Below are 15,708 nucleotides of genomic sequence, written 5' to 3'. Positions count from 1 at the left end.
TGTTTTTTGTTTTCTAATACTATAAGTTGAAGGGAAAAAACGAAGGAGGTTTCATAAACTATGAATTATGCACTTTTTGTTGAGTATGAAGGCATTTTATTAGGGAATACTCAAAAATTTTCTCAATTATCCCTAACCCGTTTGCGAGAAAAGACTACAGCAAAACAAATTTTACGTTTCATCTTTGAAGAGCTTTTAGAATGGACGCCTGAACAAGTCCGTGACTATTTAACCCCTCAGATAGCCGAACAGTTGCATTTAACCAGAATTGTTCATCAAATCGACTTTCCATCCGAATGCAATCCAGAGACAGATCTTTTCTACCTTGCTGCTTTTGTGTATCCAGAACAGATTCGTATCTCCAAACGGAAACAGGTTTTGTTTGTCTACGAAAAAGTATTACAGGGAAAACTCAAAAAATTTCCCAAAAATTTTTTCTTATCTGGAGACGCAGAATACAATTTGGAAATTTGCCTTGCCTATGCGTTAAATCACTTTGGAAACTTTCATTCAGTGGAAGAACTGTATGGTTTTTTCGCAGACAAACGCAAATTCTGCCATTTTGCCAAAGAACACAAGTTAATAGAGCCTATTCGTAATCTATACGAAAATCCCGTAGAACTTCTTCATAATACACTTCCTAGTGAAATGCAGAACGACTTTTTCTATGAGTATTATTCGTACCAATACAGTTTGAATAGTGGAACATAACGGAGGAAATATATGATCATTCATCTCAAGGACACGGCTATACAGCTTAATCCAAGTGAAGTGCGGGCAGCCAAAAAGTTAATTTCTCGTTTCATCACTTCTGTAAGTTCGGCATCAAAACGCACAGGCCAAATTTCCTTTTACTTTACGGTTCTGATTATTATGCATATTATGTCTCAACAACTTTTGGAAACGTTCGACCCGAAAGATTTACAGGAAATCATGAAAAAGTACCAAAAATAATGCCATATGACTTTTTTACGTCAGAAACATGTTCTGATGGATAGCTATAGTAGAGAAAAGCTCCCTAATTTAAGCGTAGGGAGCTTTTCTTTTACTATCCATTTACAGAAAACCAGATGGCATGTAAATCAGCATTGCGGACATATTGTCAGGATATTTAACAATATTTTTAGCTGCATTAACAAGTGCATTGGTAGCTTCCGTCCCCTCCGGTGGCGAATTTAGGATGATCTCAGACATTGCATCCGGGCGCAATGCATAATGGATTCCATCTGTAGTCATCAATACCAAATCCTGCTCCTGCAATTTTCCGGAAATTGTGTCAATCCGCGGGTTAATGATCTTTCCAATTCCACTGGTTAGCTTTAATCTTCCGTCATGCACATAATATGTCTCGCTATCAATCTTCCCTTCCTGTAATAGTTCGTACGCTTGCGTATGATCATGAGTAATCAGATTGACTTTTCCATTGCGGATAATATACAGCCTGGTATTACCGCTATGTCCAATTGCTATTTTGCGGTCCGGCAAAAACAAGCAGCATGTTACACTTGCCGAATAACCGGAAAACAATTCTTCATTTCCCATTTGAAATGCTCCCAAAATCCGATTCGCATCATTCATAGCCTTTTCGAGGAAAAATTTCGGATACTTTATTAGCAAATCCGGTTTTTTCCCAAACGAATCCTTGATGTTTTCAATTATGTCCATAGCAACAATAGATGCTGGTTGCGGTCGCTGCGGCATAGAACCTGTTCCATCCGCAACGATGCACAACAATGTTTCCTCATCAAGCTCGCAGAATTGCACAAAATCCTCCTGCTGCTCTCGTCCAACCCCAATGTCTGATGTCGCACCACATATATATTTTGGCATATTAAGAATCCCCTTTTACATTTTTCGAGTCATTCATTTTTTCTTCGAGATGTAAAAGATGTTTCTTCTTTCGAGTAAAGTGTAAAAACATGCCTATAAGAACTGCAATTCCACAGCCGATAATCACAAGTAATATTAATAATACTTGTATTCCTCTGTTTTCATTTACCGTTTCTTCTACAGCATCTTTTACTTTCTCTGGGCTTGTCTTTTCAATTTTTTCTGCCGGGGCTGTTGTAACTCTTGCAGCGTCAGAAGAACTTTCAGTTTTTTCAGAAGTTTGCTTATTCGAAAAATCATCTGTAACTGCAGTTTCCTGTACCGCAGTAGTAGCAGTCGGACGCAATTTATCCACAATATCGTTTGTTTCCTGCTTCTTTTCAGCTTTTAACGTATCACCCGATGTTGTATTTGAAACTGATACATTTGGTGTGAGTGGCTTCAGGTTTGCAGCCTCTTTTTTGACAGAATCACTTTCGCTTGGTACTGTTGTTGGTTCCGGCGTAATCGTTGGTGTTGGTATCGGTGTAGTTGTCGGGTTTGGGGAAGGTTCCGGAGCCTGTGTCGGAGTCTGTGTTGGTTCCGGCTCTGGCTCTGGTGTTACCGTTGGCTCAATTGTCGGCTCTGGTGTTGGAGCCGGCGGGGTAACAACCTTCTGTAAGGTCAACTTTTGAATGTTAGATTCTACCGTTTGGACAAGATTATTTGCATAATATCCATTTGCAACAGCTTTGATTTCAATCTCTTTTTCAGAAGAAGTTTGATTGCTTGCAGTGATTACCATATCTCTGCTTTGCGAAAACGTGCCATCTTTTGTATATACGACCATTTGAAAAGAACCTATTTTATCGTATAAAAAAATGGTTTTGTTCAAGATACTGGGATGTTGACCATTAATTGTAATCAAACGTTCTACGGAGTTTCCCTCTGAATCAACAAATTCCGGGACACGTATTGTTTCCACTGTCAAATCAGATGGAATATAAAAATCTACCACATAACCCGTGACAGATGTTGTCGCTGTTGCATTCATATTATTAAATGTAAGTTGTACATCATCCTGTCCAGGAATTATTGTGGCTGAGCTGGAAACTTTTGGACTTTCCATCTGATATTCACAAATAAGCTGTATCTTTTGAGAGGCTTCTGTTTTTACTTCCTGATCATCACCATAGACCGCTTTTACGTATGCCTGGATCAAAACATCCTCACTTTTTGCATCCTGTTGAATGTTTTTTAATAACAGTGACAAACTTTTTGTTTGTTTGAAGTCATATGCAGGACTATTGTTGTCTTCATCTTGACTATTGTCGTCTTCAATCAAACTATTATTGTCCTTTTCGAGACAAATTTGTAACAGAACTTTGGAATCAGAGGTAATGATTCCTTCCGTATATTCTTTCCCATCAACAAATAGTGTACTTGTTGCATGTTCAAATTCTGGAAGATCAATCTGCTCAATTTCTGTTCCTTTTGGGATGATCAGTTGACATTCATAGCTGGAAAGTTCTGCTGTTCCGGTTCCAGCCAAACCATCCAATGTCACCTTGGCTGTTTGACCGTAAGAAAGCTTGTCCTGCTCTGTTTTCCATACTGGTGTTTCAATTTTATAACTCGTTTTCAAAACCGTTGCTGAGACTGTTTCGTCTACCTTTGATGTGAAGTTCTCCCCGTCTTCTGATTCCCGAATAGTCCCTTTTAATTCTACAGTATCAGACGCTTGTGACATATCAATGTCGCCATCAATTACCATCCCTGACATTGAAGCATCTGAATTTGCAATTTCACCTGCCGGCTGCAATTTGATGCTTGAAATTTCTCCATAATCAGAAAGTTCGACTTGAGCGTTTTCGGTCGTTTGAAGCTGATATTCCATTCCATCATCTTTAAGAATCGAAACAACGACATCTCCATCGTAGTTTTTCCAATCTCCAACGACTAATTTCTTAGCCACGAAAGCGTTATCCCACGACGTTTCGACCTGCGTAAATTTTTGATCGTTCCCATCTGATTGATAATCATATTGATATGATTGATCTAACGCTTCGTCGCTTATTATCTCTGTCTTCTGCATAATCTGCAAATTTGGCGTGAGATCCGCATTGGCCCCTGCCGGAACAGTTATTAGTCCAGAAGCCAAACTGACTGCCGTTATTGATGCTATTTTGCGTGCAATTTTTTTCTGCATTTTAACTCCTTTCTAGTATTCCTCTGTTGAGTGATCACGCCTGCCATTCAGATACCTGCGGTCCGCCGTAATCTTCTTAGAAACAGGTTCTGACTTGAACTGATATTTTTTCTTTTTTCTTCGAACTTTTAAGTATGCCACTGGAGACACAATTCCCAGCATAAGACCTGCCGCGCCAGCCGCAATCAAAGTTGAAAAATCATTCAAATCAATCACTCCTTTTCCATTCGCTGATTCAATGTATCTACGGAAACAGGGGTTAATACCAGCTCCCCGTTTTTAAGATATATAACCGACATAGTTTTTTTCCCATTTGTATAGTCGTATATAAGCCCCTGTTTTCTTTTGATACGAACATCTTTCCGCACAGCATTACTATCATATGCTATGTATAATTTGATGTTATCTTTTGGAATATAACAATCTTTTGATACCTTAATGTTTTGCATACCATTTCCTCCTTTCTATTCCGATATATATAGTATTGAAAATTGTTCTCAAAATTAGATACAAAACTGGACCAGACAATGCTGGCCCAGTTCTATTTTAGTCATCCTTTTTAGGATAATGATATGCAGAATCTTCTTTTTCACGAGCATGTTTCACATGAGCTTCTGAATTCTTTCCTTCTGTCATACATATAAAATCAGTATATGGTTCCCGGCGTGTAAAACGGTTATGTATTGATCCTCGCTTATTTCGGTATCCCTTTTCTTTTTGTTTTCGCTTTTCCATTCTACATTTTTCAAAATGAATATTAAATCGTTTCGCATCTGCAATTATTTTTATAGAGATTCCTGCGCCAATAAAGAAAAACACTAGAAACACAAGTACAAAGAGAATCTGAATCATCATAAATATCGCCTCCACTCGTCTGCATCCAAACTATCATCCACCTCTGGCTCTATGGAACTTTCAGGGATATCTTCCGATAAAACAGGATCTGTATCCATAGTCTCTTGGGCATCTCTATCATCATCCGCCGTGCTTTTGACTTCCGCTTCTATTAAATCAATTGCTGATTTCAGGCTATCTACGGAAAAACTGGAGCCAACAATATCCGATAACGCGGTATCCGGAACATCTGTTCCTATATTTTCCGCATGCTCAATAGCCTGAACATAGGAATCCAAATCATTGCTCATTTGATCTAAAAACTGGTTTGGTTCATAAAAGTCCAGTTTCTGCTGTGCATCTACGGATGATGATTGCGACATATCTACCCTATCTACTGAATCTGTCACACCAGAATCCAGATCCATAAAGCCTTCATATGGATCTGGTTGCTCAAACGGTTCTTCTGGAGATGCATATCGGTCGCTTGCCAACTCATATAAATGATCGACATGTTCTGCAGAAAGTCCATTTTGCTGTAATTTTTCAGCCATCGTATCCATATTATCCATTGGCTTACCGTCCAAATCAGTAACCTCATATACGAGATCTGCACTCGATTCAGCAGCTTCGGAATACGGCGTATCTGAATTATAATGATCTGTGATTGCATCCGCGGCTGCGTTTACAATATCCATATATCCAAGATTTTCATCTGAAAAAACGTCTTCTATTGCTTGTGAAAGGACATCATCTAATGCATTTGCCGCATTAAGACAGTCAGAAAATTGTGCTTTGTACTCTTCATGGAAACTATTTGCATTTTCAGATCCTATCGCTGGGCTTTCCGCCTGTGATTCCCCACGTTCTAATGTTGCATCATCAGTTGTTGGTTCAAACGTGTCATTTTTAGCATCCGCCGTTGAAAATGAATCACTATCTGAATGATCTTCACCAACACTCCCTATTAACAGTTCCTCCTGTCTATCTTGAACATCCAGGCTTTCTGGCATTGCACCAGAATCAGATTCTGGCTTATCTCTTGACTGACTTATTTCGAAATCTGCCGTCACATCCTCATCCGCGCTGCTTATTTCAACAGTTTCCAATACATCAGATTCCGGGTTTTCATGAACTTCTTCACCGTTCACTACGGATTCGCTATTATCCTTTGAATTTGCAGCCTCGGTCATATTGTCCTGATCGTTATCCTGACTTTCCATTCTGGTCTGCTCCGCAACCATAGCATCGTCTTTTGTGTCCTGATTCTCACGCTCAATCGCATCTTTTAAATCCATATGCTGCTCCTCTTCTGCTTTCTTTTCATCCGCTAAAGCTCCAGATTCTTCTGAATTTTTCGAGTCCATACCATCAGCAGCTTGATTCTCCGTCGTAACGCCTCCCTGCGCTCCTCCGCTTACCATTGAGGAAGTATCAACGGGATTTTCCTCGGGCTTTTCAACTGCAGGGACTGTTTCGTAAGCAACTTTTGCATGAGGATCACGATCAATCGTTTTCTCAATATTGCGAAAATACGGGCGAAATATCGTAGATGCAAAAAAGTTTCCTACCTTTTCCCAAGCACTAAGATCATATTTAGTGCCATATGTATAGGACTTTCCGTTTTCGGTTTCATATTTTTCAAGCCCCTCTTGTCCACCCGAAAGAATTCTTTGCTCAAGACTGGTATAGTAGTTCGTTTTATAATACTCCTGCCGATCCATTCTTAAGTCATTATTGGATATATAATTCTTAATAACCTGATCCTTTCCATAGGCTGCACCAAGGTCAAGTGCCTTTTTAGCACAAAAATCATATTGCATTTTGTAATCTTGGTAAAAAGTATTGCTTCGGAGTAAACGGGAATCTCCAATTCGATCCTGCATTCCCTCCATTTTCCCTTGCAATTCTTTTAGCCCGGACAAATACGGCTTTATTTTTTCGAACGTTTCCTGAATCAAATTTCCTTTTTCTACTTCAATACTTGTTCCTTTGGACGATGCTATTTTCTCTGCCTGAACTTCTAACGCTTCAACTTTCTCTTGCGTCAAATGTAATTGACCTTCCAAATTCACCTCAGCCCGCGTCATCAGATTATACTGTCTGTTTTTTTCTATGCCAGATTCACTCTTTTCGGAGTCCGCCGTGGAATTTTCTGGTGTATTTTTTTCAACTTTATCCATGGTGTTTTCTTTTAAGTCCATGAATTTTTCTTTGATTTCGTCAAATGTATACGATTTTTCGGATTTTAGTATATCGTCAATTATCGGGCGATAACGTTCCACCGGATGCCCAATAACATCCATATCCTTACGAATGTAATCGTATTGATTTGCTGATTTACTTCCCAGAAAATCTCTTCTTACAGACTCTAAAATATCTGCCATTGTAGTATTCCCGCTCTCCGGAAGTGTATATCGCAGCGCATTCCAGGCATTGGTATAATCAACGCCGACCTCTCTTCCAATTAGCGGGGCATTCGAAGAGACGGGAATATGTCCATTGCTGACATCTGTCGTTATCTTGTTTTCTGATTCTTTGTAGTAGTATGTTGGCGCATCAATCTGCATATAGGTGTTGCCGTCTTCACGCTCTGTATAATAGTGCATTACATTTCTGGTTGTATCATGATAGTCATAACTGATACGATAGCCAAAACTGGTATATATACCACCGTCATCACCAATATGAAGCTTATACGCAGAATCTGTCTGCCGTTCGTTATAAGCATCTACCTTTTCTTGTACTTCCAGCTTGTCCACATCGCGTAAAGAGTCTTTCAATGCAGAAGCATAATCTCTCATATCACATCCCATGGGGAAACGAGCCTCAAAATATAAATATTCCCGCAAAGTCTGCATCGGACCATGATCCGCCAAAAATTGTCCCATATCTCTTTTTGAAAAAGCATCCTGTTTGGTTGCACTTGATATAATTGCATCGCACAAGTCAAGATATTTTTCAGCTCTTTCTATCGTTGGCTGCACTCTCTCCACATCCGCGCAATCTTTTTTATATGCCGCGTATTCTTCTCTCAATTCGCCAAAGGCTGCAACTGCCTTTTCTGCATCTTCAAAACGCCCAAAATCAAGACTGTCAATGATATTGTTTCCTTGATTTGTATAACGCTCTTGAAAATCATGGATTCGATCTAGCTTTGTGTTTCGATATTCGGTCAGTTTATCACGGATATCCATAGTTTGATTTCTCTGATCCAGATAGAAATCAAATTTTTTCTCCATGTTTCCGCCGAGCATAACACTCTCTTTTATTTCATCGACCGCATTATTAACAATATCTCTAACCGCTGCTGCAAATTTTGTTTCTACAATTTTTTCAACGGCAGAAACTGCTTCCTGATAATCATGCACGGCCAAAGCATATTCTTTCTGCTTTTCCGGAGATAACTCTTCAATAGCCTTATCTCCATCTGCTTTTGCAGAATCCACGAGTGTTTTTGACTCCTCTAATAGTTCCTGTATTTTCTGATAATTTTCATAGCCTTTATACATAGGCGTTTGTTTGAATTGGTCCAGCCGCTCTGGTGATCCTTTTTCTAACCGTTCTATCCTAGCCTTTACATCATTTGCAAACCAATTTTTTCGATGTGATAAGCTTAGGCGATCAAACGGAACCATCTTCTCAGGAGCATCATTTCCAGTAACAATTCTGATTTTGTGCGAACTTGATACCTGATCCTGACCGATTGAATACACATACACACCATCTGCCCGGATAGCATATTGAGCATTGATATGTTCTTTTTCCCCATCCTTTTTCGTGATGTCGCCATCAAGATAAATACGGTCTGTAATACCGAACTTTACGCCTTCTATTGAGATATAATTTCCGTATTGAGTAGACACGGACATACGATCTATAGTGGCATCTTGATAGGATTCTCCCAAGAGGTTTCGAATCGTTGCATTATCCACATGGATTGGAATTGTCTTACGTGTCATATCAATTCCATCCACTATGCCATAATAAGGATTGGACGCTCGTATTTCTTTTACTTCATCTGCATCCATATTCTTCCGAACTTCTGGAGGGAAAAAATTAAATAACGAATTGTAAGTCGGTAACTCTTCTCTTGCTGGCAGCGCGTACATATCGACGGGAGCTGGATCTGCTGTTTTAAAATATCCGATGTCTTCCAGCTTATTATACATAGAATCTATATCATATTCTTTTCCAGCTTTGTCCCGTATAATGGGAGATCCATCTCTATTTCCATCTAAGGAGAAATCTTCCTGCCCGTTTGTGCCATGCATATGCCAAGTCAGCGATCCCATTCCGCGCAAACCACGTTCCATTGTTACCGCCGATATAGTTGCTTTGGCTGACGCTTTTTCCATAGTCTGCATATGATCTAACTGCGTGTATTCATCTGAAGTAACACGATTGGAAAGCGACACATCTGCAACGCCAATCCGGGAGGCTTCTTCTTGTAACTGTTCGATATTCAAGACTCCATGGTTCGCTTCATATGCCGTTATTTCATGCGTATCAGGATCTCGTGTCAAAATAAATGTCTCTGTTTCATGATTTCCACGAATTGTCCATGTAATTGATGCATTTTCATCAAAATCAACTCCATTCGGCTGAATCTTATCATCAAAAAGGAAATTCACTTCCATACGCAGACGCGCAGGATTATCTGCTGCTGCATCAAGAATACGATTAATTCGCTCATCTGATGTAGAATCCTCTTCATGATCCCAAAATTGCAGTTGTTCCAATGTTTCCTGAAATTCTTTCAGTCCGATCGATGTACCTGTCTGGCTATGAAAAATCTGTTCCCGTCCTCCACTCACATCAAATGCGAAAAAATCCTTTCCGTCCAAAGAGCCTGTCTTATTAGGTACAGACAAAATAGTTACGTCCAAATGGTAATCTTTTAAAGTCTGAAATATGTTAGAAACACAGTCTCTTAATGCTTCAGGTGTGTTCTCAAGAAACTGCAGACGATGCTGGGCATACTGATCACATGCCATCTGACGATCTGAGTGTTCACTTAGTAAAAATTCAGATGGACTTAGATAGCTTTCAGATTCGGTATCCCATATGTTTATAGTTCCGTCTGAATTATTATATGAAAATTGGTAATCATGCGATCTATCCGGATAGTTTTCCAATGAATTCCAGTTAAGCGTAGAAATATCATTCTCTGCAAGCTCTTGAATTGCGTTTTCAACCTTCTGAAAATCGGTATCTGTACCAAGCACATAATCATTGATAACTTGTTTGGCATTTGAAGTAAGGATCTCTATCTTATTATCTGCCATATCTATCACCTCCGTACACTTAGTAGAATGGTAAATTTGCTTCTAAATAATTTTTTCGTACATGAGAATTCTTTTTTCAACTTTTTTTTCAATACTATAACTATGAATTTGTCTTGCGGACACATTCTCGGTTCAAAATTAAAGGTACTAAGGAGGTTTATCTATGGAAACAATTATTATTTCTAGTGAATTTTATTTCAAAGCACCGTATTGTGAATTAACTTCCGATGCAAAATTGCTGTATGCGCATTTGTATACACAAGCCCTTACAGGTCAGGAATACATATCATGCACGCAAAAAGACGCAGCCAAACTATTACACTGCACAGAAGGCACTGCCGGTAAAGCGCTTCGCAGCCTCCAAGATATAGGATTAATTGAACGTTTCGTGGCACGCAGAAAAGAAACCTTAATTTCTGTTTATGGCACTGATGGGAAACCGATTCAACCCCAAGGTGATATTTTACCATCCACATTGGCAGAGACTAATTCAAAGGCAAACATAGAAGTGGATTCTGCAAGCTCTCACTCAGAAAACTTTACAGAAGTGTCAAACGCCACGAAAAATTGTTTGTCTTTGCAACAACCTCAAGCAGATTTTATGCAAGCTTTCATTCAAACCTTTATGGAAACTTTTTCAAAAAAATTGTATTCTTCTACAACATCTAACCCCAAAATTCAAAAAGAAACACCTGTAAAACAACAGGACTCGGATATCACCAAAATTGACGAATATCCTGTTCTTGATGGAAACCTTATAATTGGCAACGATGGTCATATTTTGCCGTTGGAGGATTACAAAATGCTGGTAGATATCTACGGTGCAAAAGTCATAAAATACCAGATTGAAAAAATCCGAAAAAAATATCCACCTACATATATGAATCTCAAAATAATTTCCAGATGGGCAAATGATTATAATGCCTATCGCCGCCGTCATTCGAAAAAACATACCAAAAGAAGCAACACGGATAATGCCATAGCAGACACTACAGTTCATACTTTAAACGACAGTGATTGTTCCACAAAAGAAACTGCTTCGTCTGGTACTGAAGAGACAGAGCAGCCAGCTATTACTGGAATAGAATATAAACTTCAGGATTGCATTGATGAGAGCAATAAATTCAACAACTTCTACCAGAGACAATATAACATGGGATACATGGAATCGCTCCTTTTAACCGCTAACAGATGATTAAGATTCGTGTATCTTTCTATCCAAGCTTCGCTTTAATGATATAACGTGATAAAGTTATGCTTTTGAGAAAAAGAAGTGAAACAGAATGGAAGTCGAATTTTGACTGCTAAAATCGACTTTTAAAATTAAAAAAACAACTTTAGTAGTTAAAATTTATATATTATATATTATTACACTAAAACATGACAATATAACAATATTACAATAGCAATTTTAGAAGTCAAAATTTAACTGCTAAAAAATTGAATTTTGTATTTACAAAACGTTTAAACATACACTCTATTTAGCCATGAGGAGGAACGATTATGCAGAATGGCTTTTTCAAAACCTATGGAAAGGTAATTCTTTTCGCCTTTTTAGGCATATCTATTGTTGCTGCAGTCATTGGGCAAAACAAGCAAAACAATACTCTGGCCGTATACACTTCGACAGATGTCGTCCAACAGGAAACGCTTTCTGACAGCTCAAGTGAAGAAGACAATATCGAAACGCAAATCTACGCAGATAATACATATCATTTTTCAATCAGCATTCCGAAAGATTGGACACAGGTTATAGACCACGATACTGTATCTTACATCCACAAGCCTTCTGGAGCTACGATACGCATGGAGGTTTTCGCGTATAATCCCGCGATTAATAACGTTGCCGCAGATACTCTCTCCGCGTCAATCACACAAGATGGAAAAACTTTTAAAAATTTTACACGAAAAAGCGCATCCAGTTATGAAGTGATGTATCAAGATCTTAAAAATAGCACTTACGATTATATTGAAGAAGTTTATTGGGACCGGGAGCATATTATACGCTTATCCTGCATATTTAACGATGAAATTTACGAAAAAATCCTTCCTTATATAGAAAAAATGCTGAATTCTTTTTCCTGGAACGCAGAAAATCCCATTCCGGACGGCTACGCATTGCAGTATTTATCAGCAGATCAATTTGAATTTGCATACCCGGACACATGGGTCTTAGGAACATCATCTAATTCGATCGTCGCAATGGATCAATCGAGCAATGCGTCTATGACAATAACGATGCAGGATTATGACAGCAGTCTGTCCTCTATGACCGCAACAGATATGGCACAGTTAATTGGAAGCGACAAGCAAAGTTTTATGATGAATAGCTTTCAGGCTTCTGATGCAAAAGCCACTGCAAAAGCTACGTATGTTGTAGATTCTGTGCAAATGCAGATTGTCGAATGCCTTATATGGGATGGCTCACATCTATTTTCTTTAAATATTGCTTACGAGCAGGGAACGATATCCGATAACCTTCCGGAAACATGCATTTCCCTGTTTCGAAGTTTTGCATCACAAAATTAAAGCCCCCCTGTACGAATGAAATTCCTTATTTAAATGCTGAAAAATACTTGAATGAACTTTCACAGTTTTCAAAACCACCATATCCAAAATTAGAAAAACTTTTTTCCCCGGAAAAGGTAGTTCAAACTAAACAACCGAAAAAAAGCTCTCACAAAAAACCTCTACTATAGAAAAGGGCTGCCGCATTAGCAAATATTTTTGCTAGACGGCAGCTTCCTTTTCTTATGGCTATTCTTTTATTAATCCCACATATACCGGAAATTTAAGCGCTTACGTTTGACGTTTGCAAGCCATCGGCGCTATTTGCCAAAGTTTTAAAAACGAATGCAGAAAAGCAGCAAACCTTTTTAGGGTTTACTGCTTTTCCGTTTCCTGTAGACAATGTGATTTCAGTTTTTTGTTATCTAAATTTAGTAGAAACTCCCCGCAAACACTTCGAGGCGGAGAGGAGAATAAAATAAGCTGCCGCACGTTAATGCGACAGCTTATGCCTCTCTTGTTCATCAATAATTTTATATAAAATCTACAATTGTACTGGCCACATAATGAAACATCTTCTTCATCATTATGATCCAACGGAATATTCGAATGATGCTACACTCAAAATAACCGTAGCCTTTTCATCATTTTTTGAAAAAGCAGTCACTTGCAGAACGGTATTTTGTTCCCCCTTCCACTGGTAAATCTGATTACCCAACCCTGTTGTCTCTCCGCTTCCATATAAAGAATTCAGTTCATCGACTTCTTTCTGAATCCATTCTTTCGCATCTTTTTCAATCTCAAAAGTAAATGAAACTTGATTTAACTGATCATCGGAAAATTCCAGATCCATGTTCGCTTTTTCATTTTCAAGGGAAAATTCCTCTTCACTTGTATATGTTTTTGCGCTATCCTTGGTCTGCCCCAAATCTTTCTCATCAAATTTTAAAGAACTTTGTTTAAAAACTTCTTCCGCATCTATTCCCCAACTAAAATCTTCGTACTGAAAAACCTGTTCTTCTGTACAAAGTCCTTTCAAATCCAGTTCTCTGCTTTGATTTTCCCCATTGAATGCACATCCAGCCAAAAGAATCAATGGTAACAAAACTGTGGCATATCTTATTTTCATAATAGTGCCTCCCTTCGTTTGAAATTCAAAATTCAGCTATACCCAATGTAGCAGACGGATTAATAGTTTCTCCTGTCATCATAATTAACTGTAAAGTTGTATCGCCTAAATCCCAACGATATGTTTGAGATTTCATTCTTCTTTCTCGGAATTCCCTATATTTGAATTATACAAGAAGCTCCTTTACTTTGGGTTTATAGAGTTTATAGTTACATGGTTACTTTGGGTACAACATTTGAGATTTATTGAATAATACTGCTCATTAATAATTAGAGTAACTGGTATATTCTCAGGGAATGTGCTTTGATCTCCTTTATAAATGAATACCAGTTGGGTGATAATTGTTTTGGTAAAAACAGTGTTAGTGTTTGTCCAGGCAATTTTACCAAAATAGGCTGAGTCCGGACTTGTAGAAAACAAATTTGAGTAATCAATAGGGAGGTTATAAAATTGAGTTTTTGTAAACGAGTCTATGAAAAGCTCAGAACCAAAATAAACAGAATAATCATCTTGGGCAAAAGGAATCACATTTTTTGATATGATATTGAAAAAAATATAATAGTTTCCATCTTGAGGAGAAATTTCTCCGCTAACAGCAATATTTTCTGAAAGAAGAGTATATGTATTGTTATCAGTCGAACAAACTTCTATATTTGTAGAAACTCCGTATATAATAATAAAAAGCTCGAATATAAGAAAAACAAAAACAAATATAAAAAATAACTTTGTAATTTTTTTTTTCATCGCTTACCTATTTATATTGTTATGGTTTAAAGTGTTCAAAGAAATAATAAAATATATTTATAAAAATGTCAATTCACAAAAGTAGACAAAAAAAACAGTAGAAAATATCAAAAAGATAGAAAATAAAAAAGATATAAAAATATATGTAACAAAATAACCTCTAAACCGTATTATTAAATGTGGGGTGTTGCTAATTTAGAATAAATTGACATACAAAAATATTTTTTTAAGCAATGGAAAAGAAAAATAGTTAAAGAGCCTGTTATAATTTAATGAAAAAAGGTAAAAAAACTTCATTGATAAGTTTAAGGTCAGAGAGGAGAAGAGGAGGGTGAAATATAAACATACAAAAAAGCAGTGCATTCAGAGGTGTTGACAGAGAGGTCAGCACCTGTTATTTTAGGTAAAAGGTAAAAAAAATGTATTGACACATTACGGCGCTTTCTATAATAGAGTAGCTTAATGGGGAGGGAAGTATGGCAAAGGATAAGCAGCTCAAAGATGAGCCTATTTGCATATAGTAGTAGCAACAATATATGGTGTGTCAATTTGACACACCATATATTTGATGATTATAAATTATGCTAGATTATACGAAAAAATGCGTTGCGCTTTAAGCAATAACTGTAAAACTTAATTTTAGTTTAGGTAAAAATATACCCATGCATGGTCTTGAAATGAACCATAAATAAAACTAAAGTAAACGCCTATCCTGTCCCCAGAAAACTCAACATTGGAAGTTTCAAGTTTCCAATATGTAGTAATGCTTGGGTGACTTAGATAACAGAAAAGCTTTGACCAAAAAATGGCACAGCAATATGGTCGGTTCCGGGCGTTGATCAATACAGGAAAATCCCGGGAAGAGATTATGGCTGCGATGCAGATCAGCATAGCTACCTACTACCGATATCAAAAAATGTATCAGGAATTGGAAGGCGCGGAGCAGTCTATCACAGGTACTCAGACTATGGGACAGTTCCGGATCATGCAGTGGGTCCAGAAAAATTATGGGAACAGTGTGAAAGTGAAATTTTCTGGTCGTAATGCAGCAACCCTTTATGAAAAGCAGGGAGGTCAGCTGCAGGTGCAGTATGATCCGGAGAAAAAAGAAATTATTATAAAAAAAGTGAAAAGTTTTGAAATATATAAGGTAAGCGCAAAATATTGCTACGTTACTCATGAATTAC

13 protein-coding genes are annotated in these 15,708 nt (G+C 37.8%); 5 read left to right on the top strand and 8 right to left on the bottom strand.

The window, feature by feature from the left end; genetic code table 11:
* Window positions 1-60 precede the first annotated feature (60 nt).
* Entirely contained in the window at window positions 61-711 is a 651-nt protein-coding gene (locus tag PGS38_RS05655; protein WP_117802222.1) for a DUF4046 domain-containing protein, read from the top strand.
* Between the two features lie 12 nt (window positions 712-723).
* A complete protein-coding gene (locus PGS38_RS05650; protein WP_117802223.1) occupies window positions 724-954 on the top strand; it encodes a hypothetical protein in 231 nt (76 codons plus the stop codon).
* Window positions 955-1,056: 102 nt separating this feature from the next.
* Here PGS38_RS05650 and PGS38_RS05645 read toward each other — a convergent pair whose 3' ends face one another.
* The 6 genes from PGS38_RS05645 to PGS38_RS05620 all read right to left on the bottom strand — a co-directional run bounded on the left by PGS38_RS05645 (window position 1,057) and on the right by PGS38_RS05620 (window position 10,140).
* Window positions 1,057-1,830, bottom strand: coding sequence for a PP2C family protein-serine/threonine phosphatase (locus PGS38_RS05645; protein ID WP_117802224.1), 774 nt, complete (start codon window positions 1,828-1,830; stop codon window positions 1,057-1,059).
* Window position 1,831: 1 nt separating this feature from the next.
* Window positions 1,832-4,018 (bottom strand): hypothetical protein, encoded by a 2,187-nt coding sequence (locus PGS38_RS05640; protein WP_270476023.1) that lies wholly within the window; start codon window positions 4,016-4,018, stop codon window positions 1,832-1,834.
* Between the two features lie 12 nt (window positions 4,019-4,030).
* Window positions 4,031-4,225, bottom strand: coding sequence for a hypothetical protein (locus tag PGS38_RS05635; RefSeq protein ID WP_117802226.1), 195 nt, complete (start codon window positions 4,223-4,225; stop codon window positions 4,031-4,033).
* Window positions 4,226-4,230: 5 nt separating this feature from the next.
* The gene (locus PGS38_RS05630; protein ID WP_117802227.1) at window positions 4,231-4,467 is read right to left on the bottom strand and encodes an extracellular matrix/biofilm biosynthesis regulator RemA family protein; all 237 of its coding nucleotides are present in this window, start codon (window positions 4,465-4,467) and stop codon (window positions 4,231-4,233) included.
* Window positions 4,468-4,564: 97 nt separating this feature from the next.
* Window positions 4,565-4,873, bottom strand: coding sequence for a hypothetical protein (locus tag PGS38_RS05625; protein ID WP_117802228.1), 309 nt, complete (start codon window positions 4,871-4,873; stop codon window positions 4,565-4,567).
* Entirely contained in the window at window positions 4,870-10,140 is a 5,271-nt protein-coding gene (locus tag PGS38_RS05620) for a hypothetical protein (RefSeq protein ID WP_270476021.1), read from the bottom strand. The genes PGS38_RS05625 and PGS38_RS05620 overlap by 4 nt, the downstream gene beginning before the upstream one ends.
* A 163-nt stretch (window positions 10,141-10,303) precedes the next feature.
* Here PGS38_RS05620 and PGS38_RS05615 point away from each other — a divergent pair, with 163 nt between their 5' ends.
* Both PGS38_RS05615 and PGS38_RS05610 read left to right on the top strand, forming a co-directional pair.
* Window positions 10,304-11,335 (top strand): hypothetical protein, encoded by a 1,032-nt coding sequence (locus PGS38_RS05615; protein ID WP_117802230.1) that lies wholly within the window; start codon window positions 10,304-10,306, stop codon window positions 11,333-11,335.
* Window positions 11,336-11,643: 308 nt separating this feature from the next.
* Complete coding sequence (locus tag PGS38_RS05610) at window positions 11,644-12,669, top strand: hypothetical protein (protein ID WP_270476020.1); 1,026 nt, start codon at window positions 11,644-11,646, stop codon at window positions 12,667-12,669.
* Window positions 12,670-13,234: 565 nt separating this feature from the next.
* On the opposite strand, the gene PGS38_RS05605 is transcribed toward PGS38_RS05610, so the two are convergent.
* Both PGS38_RS05605 and PGS38_RS05600 read right to left on the bottom strand, forming a co-directional pair.
* Window positions 13,235-13,777 carry a hypothetical protein gene (locus PGS38_RS05605; protein ID WP_270476019.1) on the bottom strand — a complete coding sequence of 181 codons (543 nt, stop codon included), beginning with the start codon at window positions 13,775-13,777 and terminating at the stop codon, window positions 13,235-13,237.
* 183 nt (window positions 13,778-13,960) lie between these two features.
* The gene (locus PGS38_RS05600) at window positions 13,961-14,521 is read right to left on the bottom strand and encodes a hypothetical protein (RefSeq protein WP_227094294.1); all 561 of its coding nucleotides are present in this window, start codon (window positions 14,519-14,521) and stop codon (window positions 13,961-13,963) included.
* Window positions 14,522-15,389: 868 nt separating this feature from the next.
* On the opposite strand from PGS38_RS05600, the gene PGS38_RS05595 reads away from it, so the two are divergent.
* A partial coding sequence (locus PGS38_RS05595; protein WP_270476017.1) for a hypothetical protein occupies window positions 15,390-15,708 on the top strand: 319 nt, incomplete at its 3' end.

Origin of the sequence: Fusicatenibacter saccharivorans (assembly GCF_027667425.1) — a bacterium.
In the GTDB taxonomy this organism is placed as follows: domain Bacteria; phylum Bacillota; class Clostridia; order Lachnospirales; family Lachnospiraceae; genus Fusicatenibacter; species Fusicatenibacter saccharivorans.
The sequence above is the reverse complement of the archived record's forward strand: the minus strand, read 5'-3'. Positions and strand labels throughout refer to the sequence as shown.

Coding starts and splice junctions, on each gene's coding strand:
- PGS38_RS05655 (WP_117802222.1), top strand. CDS start 61: ATGAATTATGCACTTTTTGTTGAGTATGAAGGCATTTTATTAGGGAAT.
- PGS38_RS05650 (WP_117802223.1), top strand. CDS start 724: ATGATCATTCATCTCAAGGACACGGCTATACAGCTTAATCCAAGTGAA.
- PGS38_RS05645 (WP_117802224.1), bottom strand. CDS start 1,830: ATGCCAAAATATATATGTGGTGCGACATCAGACATTGGGGTTGGACGA.
- PGS38_RS05640 (WP_270476023.1), bottom strand. CDS start 4,018: ATGCAGAAAAAAATTGCACGCAAAATAGCATCAATAACGGCAGTCAGT.
- PGS38_RS05630 (WP_117802227.1), bottom strand. CDS start 4,467: ATGCAAAACATTAAGGTATCAAAAGATTGTTATATTCCAAAAGATAAC.
- PGS38_RS05625 (WP_117802228.1), bottom strand. CDS start 4,873: ATGATGATTCAGATTCTCTTTGTACTTGTGTTTCTAGTGTTTTTCTTT.
- PGS38_RS05620 (WP_270476021.1), bottom strand. CDS start 10,140: ATGGCAGATAATAAGATAGAGATCCTTACTTCAAATGCCAAACAAGTT.
- PGS38_RS05615 (WP_117802230.1), top strand. CDS start 10,304: ATGGAAACAATTATTATTTCTAGTGAATTTTATTTCAAAGCACCGTAT.
- PGS38_RS05610 (WP_270476020.1), top strand. CDS start 11,644: ATGCAGAATGGCTTTTTCAAAACCTATGGAAAGGTAATTCTTTTCGCC.
- PGS38_RS05605 (WP_270476019.1), bottom strand. CDS start 13,777: ATGAAAATAAGATATGCCACAGTTTTGTTACCATTGATTCTTTTGGCT.
- PGS38_RS05600 (WP_227094294.1), bottom strand. CDS start 14,521: ATGAAAAAAAAAATTACAAAGTTATTTTTTATATTTGTTTTTGTTTTT.